5 protein-coding genes are annotated in these 6,351 nt (G+C 58.3%); 1 reads left to right on the forward strand and 4 read right to left on the reverse strand.

Annotation, left to right across the window (positions count from 1 at the left end):
* Positions 1-261: 261 nt before the first annotated feature.
* Positions 262-2,160 carry a fructose-specific PTS transporter subunit EIIC gene (locus tag MHK05_RS09235; protein WP_239206263.1) on the reverse strand — a complete coding sequence of 633 codons (1,899 nt, stop codon included), beginning with the start codon at positions 2,158-2,160 and terminating at the stop codon, positions 262-264.
* Positions 2,161-2,263: 103 nt separating this feature from the next.
* On the opposite strand from MHK05_RS09235, the gene MHK05_RS09240 reads away from it, so the two are divergent.
* Entirely contained in the window at positions 2,264-2,773 is a 510-nt protein-coding gene (locus MHK05_RS09240) for a 2'-5' RNA ligase (protein WP_239206265.1), read from the forward strand.
* On the opposite strand, the gene MHK05_RS09245 is transcribed toward MHK05_RS09240, so the two are convergent.
* From MHK05_RS09245 to MHK05_RS09255, 3 genes are all read right to left on the reverse strand, one after another.
* A complete protein-coding gene (locus MHK05_RS09245; protein ID WP_239206267.1) occupies positions 2,770-3,963 on the reverse strand; it encodes an amidase in 1,194 nt (397 codons plus the stop codon). The genes MHK05_RS09240 and MHK05_RS09245 overlap by 4 nt on opposite strands.
* A gap of 135 nt (positions 3,964-4,098) precedes the next feature.
* Positions 4,099-5,004 carry a polysaccharide lyase family protein gene (locus MHK05_RS09250; RefSeq protein ID WP_239206269.1) on the reverse strand — a complete coding sequence of 302 codons (906 nt, stop codon included), beginning with the start codon at positions 5,002-5,004 and terminating at the stop codon, positions 4,099-4,101.
* Between the two features lie 21 nt (positions 5,005-5,025).
* Positions 5,026-6,258 carry an alkaline phosphatase D family protein gene (locus tag MHK05_RS09255; RefSeq protein ID WP_239206271.1) on the reverse strand — a complete coding sequence of 411 codons (1,233 nt, stop codon included), beginning with the start codon at positions 6,256-6,258 and terminating at the stop codon, positions 5,026-5,028.
* Positions 6,259-6,351: the final 93 nt, after the last annotated feature.

Here is a 6,351-nt window from a genome sequence, read left to right on the forward strand (position 1 = left end):
TTTAAGGTATATGGGTCTAGTTTTAAGCCAGCCACCGGCGAAACTGGCCAGTTTCTTGCTAGAGCCTATGAAGAACCTTGTGGTTTCTGGTTGTCATAAGATTTATGAGATTCCACCATGTCGGCACATAGTCTCGCCGGAGCCTTTTAGGCGCATTGCCCCGTCCGTGGGGGGCAGCAGAATCGCGGTATCTTCGCGCTGTTTAGGCATAAAAGAGCGCTCAGCGGAGAAATCGCTGAGCGCTCGCAAAAGTAAGGCTTTTTAAGCCTGGCTGGTCGCGGCCGCCTTGTTAGTAGAGGGGGCGGGCGAAAGGGCCGAGGAAATGATGTCGGCGGCTTCCTTCCGGTTCCGTGCTCCGTGGAGTTGGGCGCGGAAGTCTTCCTTCATGATGTTGCGTGCGAGCTTGGATAATAGCTTGAGATGCTGCTTTCCGGCATCGTCGGGAACGGCGATAAGGAAGGCGAGGGTGGTTGGGTCCTCGCCCTCGGCCCACGTGACACCTTGGGGTAGGCGGGCGAAGGCAAGGGTGGGTACCTTTACCCCGGCAGACCGCGCGTGAGGAATGGCTACGCCGTGTCCCACACCGGTGGAACGGGTAGATTCGCGCTGCAATGCGGCGCTAGCGACCGCTTCCGCATCGGACATTCGCGGAGAGGTGAGCTTCACTAGGGAACGAATGACCTCTTCGCTGGAAGAGCCCAAGTCCTTATCCAGACTGATCGTGTCCACGGCTACCAGCGGTTTATCCTTGCGCTGCGTCAACCCTACTAGCAGGAGGATAAGGCCGGCACAGACCGCGATGCCGGCGAGCATGGCGATAAAGAAACCTACGACATTGTCTACGGCGCCGAGCGCCGCGACGATTGGCCCGCCGTGCATCACGTGGTCTTGCGCGCCAAATGCTCCGGCAAGTGCACCGGCTACGGCACCACCAGCAACATTGGCGGGAATAACCTGCAATGGACGTGCGGCAGCGAGCGGAATAGCGCCCTCAGTAATGCCGAAGAATCCCATGAACAATGCCGCGATGCCGGCATCATTTTCCGCTTTGTTAAACCAGCGGCGACGCAGAAGCGTCGCTACGCCCACGGCAAGAGGTGGCACAGCAATGGCGCAGGCCGCCATGCCCATCGGCGCCGCGTTGCCAGCCGCGATCATGCCGCCGCCAAAGAGGAAGGCTGTCTTATTGAAGGGGCCACCCATGTCGAAGGCAATCATGGCGCCAAGGATGAGGCCCAACACGATGACGGAGGATCCCTGCATGCCGGCGAGGTACTCAGTCATTGTTTCGAAAGCGGCCGAGACAGGTGCGCCAATGAGCAAGATAAAGATAAGGCCCACGATGAGTGTGGTGAAAATCGGGATGACAATGATGGGCCAGATCGGTGCAATGAATTTGTGCACTGGAATCTTCTTAATGGCCAGGGCCACATAACCAGACAAGATACCGGTGACAATGCCGCCCAAGAAGCCGGCGCCCGTTTCAGACCCATATAGTGATCCGGTGGTGGCGATGAGGCCGGTGATAAGGCCAGGCGCAAGGCCCGGTCGGTCCGCGATGCCCACAGCGATGTAACCGGAGAGAACTGGAACCATCAGTGAAAACGCCAGAGAGCCGAGTTCATTGACCGTGTTCCAGAAGCTATCTTCTGGAATCGCCATGCCCTCAGGCGTTGGGGTGCCACCGATAGAGAGGGCTACCGCAATGAGCAAACCGCCGGTAACCACGAACGGGATCATGTGCGAGACGCCGTTCATCAGTGCTTTGTACAAGGTCTGGCCAATACTATTTTTGCGGGGCGCTTCTTCTTCCTTGTTGTCTGCGGAGCCTTCCCAGCGCGCAGCGCTCAAGGACCTACTCAGGAGTTCCTTGGGGTGTTTGATGGCCTCGTCCACGCCGGTGGCCTCGAGGCGTTTGCCGTGGAAGCGGTCTTTGGAAATTACAGTATCGGCGCCAATGACAATGGCATCGGCGTCTTCGATATCTTGCTTGCTAAAGGCTCCTTCGACGCCGATAGAACCGTGAGTTTCAATCTTGATGCGGTAGCCCAGTTCTTGGGCTGCGGCCTCAAGGTTCTCGGCCGCCATATAGGTATGCGCGATGCCCGTCGGACACGCCGTGATGGCGAGGATGAGGGGCGATGATTCTGAAGTGCTCATGAGTCTTATTAAACGGCAAACGTTTGCGTTGGCACAATAGGGGATTGTCATCTAATGCGCCGGTACGCTGGAAGCACCCGACCGCAGAAAGGGACGCCACGCCGTGAGTAAAGCATCGCCGGATAATATCTTGCTCTACCTGCCGCAAAAGCAGGAAGACCAAGTACGCGAAATCTTTGCCGGCCTTGCCCAGCGCGGCTTTCCCGTCCAACATCAACGCCCGCACACTACTGTGACCTTTTCACCGCACATGCAGCCAGAGGTCGTGGATTTAGCGGCGCAGCTGCTGCCGCCTGTCATGCCGGCAGATTTCCGGCGGGTAGGAAACGTCATTTTCGGCACCAAGCGCAAGCAGACGGTGGCTTGGCTGCTTGAAACGACCGACGAGCTAGAAACTGCCGCGCGAAAAATCAGTGCCGCCAATCCGGACGGGCGCGGGCCGCGGTGGACCCCGCATCTGACCATGGGGTTGCGCTTGCCGCGCGAGGAGGTTCCTGGCTATATCCACGCAATGGATGAGCTCACCTCAGCGCATTTCAAGGAGCTTAGCGCCGTAGAAGCCGCCTATTGGCGGCCGCGCACGCAGGAAAAGACAGTACTGGCCGAGGCCTAGAGCAGGGCCTGCAGAGCGCGGGCAACGCGCAGCACGGTCAGGTCCTCGCCCGGCTTGCCGACGACCTGCACCGCATCACCCACGCCTTTTTTCTCTTCGCCGCGCAGCGGCACCGTAATCGCCGGCCATCCAAGCACATTGAAAGGCTCGGTCCAGCGCCGCAGGCTCGCGGCCGATTCCGCGGTATTCTCCGGGGTGATATCGGACCACTTGAGGGGGCCGGAATCGAGGGTAGGGGTGAGAATAATGGGGGCGTCGCCAAGCAGGGCAAGAGCCTTTTTGCGCAGCTCTTTCACGCCCTGTGCAGCCGCGTCATAATCTTCTTGGCTGATATTTTCTCCGCCCAGCACTCGCTGCAAAATGACATCCTGGTACCTTTCGCGCTGGTCCAGCAACGGCCGGTGGACGTCATAGACCTCTTTCAAGCGCATCGGCTCGTAGAGCTCGGCCGTGGCGGCGATGGTGTCTTCCAAGTCCACTCCCTCGGCGAGCTTAAAGTCCGAGTGCTCTAGCGCCGCCAAAAGATCTGCGAAGCGCTCTCCCTTGGCCTTGAGGGCCGTGACATCAAGAGCAGAAACATCCTGCGCCGCGGCCGGTTTCTCATCTGCGGTAGCAATAAAGGCCTGCTCAATGAGGTCAATTGAGCAGGCAAAGAATCCAATGCAATCAAAGCTCGGGGCGAAGGGGAAGACACCTTCTACCGGAATGAGGCCGAAGGTGGGTTTGAACCCCAGCACGCCCTGGCAAGCAGCAGGCACTCGCACCGAGCCGGCGCTATCAGAGCCCACCGTAAGCTGCAGCGCGCCGCAAGCCACCAAAGCGGCAGAACCAGAGCTAGAACCACCGCCGCAGATTTCGGGATCGCGTGGGTTGATAACGCGACCGTAGGCCGAGGCATCGCCCAAAATGCCATAGGAAAACTCCTGCAGGTTCGCCTTCGCTACCGGCAGCGCACCCTTCGCCGTCAAACGCTGCACTACTGGTGCATCCTTGACCGGTGCGCGCCCAACTTTGACCTTGGTGCCGCAGGTAGTAGCTACGCATGCCACGTCCACGATGTCCTTGAAGGCCACCGGCTGCCCCATGAGCGTGGGCGATTCATCCACCGCGTGCTCATCAAACGGGATGACGGTAATTACCGCGTTAAAATCCTGCTGGGCTCGGTGCAGGCGATCAGAAAGTGTAGGCATAACGGAAGCTAAGTCCTTTCAACGTCGGCGTCCTTTGCTGCTTACTAGGTATTAGAAGAACGCAGATGTTACTACCGTACATCAGGAATCGGTGAACAATTTCCCGTTTCTAGGCAAAGCACCGCTTGCGTGGTCTTACCCAGCAAAAATCCCCAGTGCATCCCACGCCAGCCAGCCTCCTTCGCGGAGGGTGAAGATGAGCTGGTTCTCTCCTTCCTTCAGGGAATCTTCGGCGAGATCAAACTCGATTGCTGCCGGGCGCAGCGGGGTCGGTTCCCCGCTGGCATCGCCTTGGCGGGAACCTTGCGTTGCGCCCTGTGGGAGCTCTATTTGTTTATGAAAGTCATTAATCGTGACGTCGAGAACACCGCCGAGTTTGGTGGTATCAATGAGCCACAATGCCAGTGCCGCCTTTGAGGCAGGCTTATCCAATTTCACCGTCCACTTCAGCGTGTAGGACTTGCTGCCGGCCCATTTATCGCCGGGGCCGGGGAGGAGATAAGGGACGTCGGCAGGCGTAGCATCCGGTCCAACGGTGATCGTCTGGTCTGGGTGCGCAGTGACGATCTTCTTGTAGTCCTTTGGCGAGTACTGGAACTCTGTGCCTTTTCGATCAAAGGAACCAATCGTGGCTAGCGCTTGGCCAGCAGTGACCGAAGGCAGGGAGGTAGACGTTGCCTTGCCAGAAGGAGCGGACTCGGTACCGGAAGCATCTACTACCTTGACGTAGTAGGACCACTTTTCACCGGCGACGTCGCGCCGGGAGTGGTGGAAAAAGGGGAAGATGGTCTTGCCCAACAGCACGTCTACACCATTGGGATCGGTGCCGATGACACGGTAGTGATCCAAGACGACGTCCCAGGAAACAGGCTCCCAAGTGACGTAATTTTCCATGAGCTGCGGTTCTGCCTGAATGTTAGCTACGGCCGGTGGAGCAGCACTCGCGGTAGGAGCTGGGGTAGAGGACCCTTGGTCAGAGGAATGTTTGCGGGAAGAACCGTGGCGAGAGGAAGAAGAGGAAAGCGAGCTAAAAAGTCCCATGATGAATTGTCCTTTCGGGGTTTAGAGGGAGCGCAGCGTGTGCTCGCCGGCATTGGTACGGAAGGAGAAAGCAGTCTCGCGCGGGGCGGTATCATCGCGCTCGATCCAGGGCACGACGACGAATTCGGAATCGAGGTGCTCGCCGGTAGCGCGCACTTTGATGTAGCCACGGCGCTTATCCATGGCCTTCACATATGGCTTTTCCAACCACTCGGTGCTCTTGGAACCGGCAAAGCCATCGCCATCGGAAGCAATGGAGGTGGCGACCAATTCCACGCCGACGGGCTGGCCGGATTCGGATTGGATCTCGGCAGCGCAGTGTTGGTGGATATCGCCGGTGAAGACAACGGGATCGCTTACCTTGGATAGGGATTCGATAAGGCGGCGGCGCGCTGTTGGGAAGCCGTCCCATTGGTCGGTGCTATCGGCGATCGGTACGACGACCACGCTATTGACCACCACGTTCCACTGTGCCGGGGAGGTAGCGAGCCTATCGTTGAGCCACTGCTCTTGTTCCGCGCCCAAGATGCTGGCATCCTCCGCGGATTCCTCGCGGTATTGGCGGGTATCGACCAGGTTGAAACGCATTAGCGTGCCCACGTCGAAGGAATCATAAATGCGGTTATTGGGGCCTTCGGGAAGCGCGGGCGGGGCCACTGGAAGATTCTCATAAAAGGCACGGTAGGCAGCTGCGCGCTGGTAGAGGAAGTGCTCGGCCTTGGTGCCAATCTCGGACCAATTGCCGGCGTAGTTGTTTTCAACCTCGTGGTCATCCCACACAATCGCCATCGCGGCGCGCGCATGCGCGGCCCGCAGGTGCTCATCAGACTTGAAGAGCGAGTAGCGCAGGCGATATTGCTCCAGAGTCTCCACCTTTGCCTTGAAAACATCGGGCACGCTTGCGCCCTGGCGCCACAAATTATTGCCTTCCACAATGCCGTATTCGTAGATATAGTCGCCCACGAAAATGGTCATATCCAGATCCGGCTCCTGCGCAATATGCTTCCACGGGGTGAAATAGCCGTGATACCACGCTTGACACGAAGCTACGGTGAAGGTGAAATCATCCACCTTCGCGCCGGGTGCGGGCAGAGTCTTAAATCGACCAACGGGGCTCACCTTGCCATCCACGCGGAAGCGATAAAAATACTCAGTTGCCGGCTCCAGTCCAGTGACCTGCGGATGTACCGAGTGTGCCAGCTCGCGTTGGGCTAAGGCCTCGCCCTGGGCAGATTCTAGTGGTCGTGGAAACACTTCCTATGTTTCGGTTGAGTTTATCAGTGCGGCCATTTTCTCGGCTGGTGTTTGAAAGCCCAGGGTTTTGCGGGGTCGGCGGTTGAGTTGCAT

This window comes from Corynebacterium nasorum (assembly GCF_022347325.1).
In the GTDB taxonomy this organism is placed as follows: Bacteria; Actinomycetota; Actinomycetes; order Mycobacteriales; family Mycobacteriaceae; genus Corynebacterium; species Corynebacterium kefirresidentii.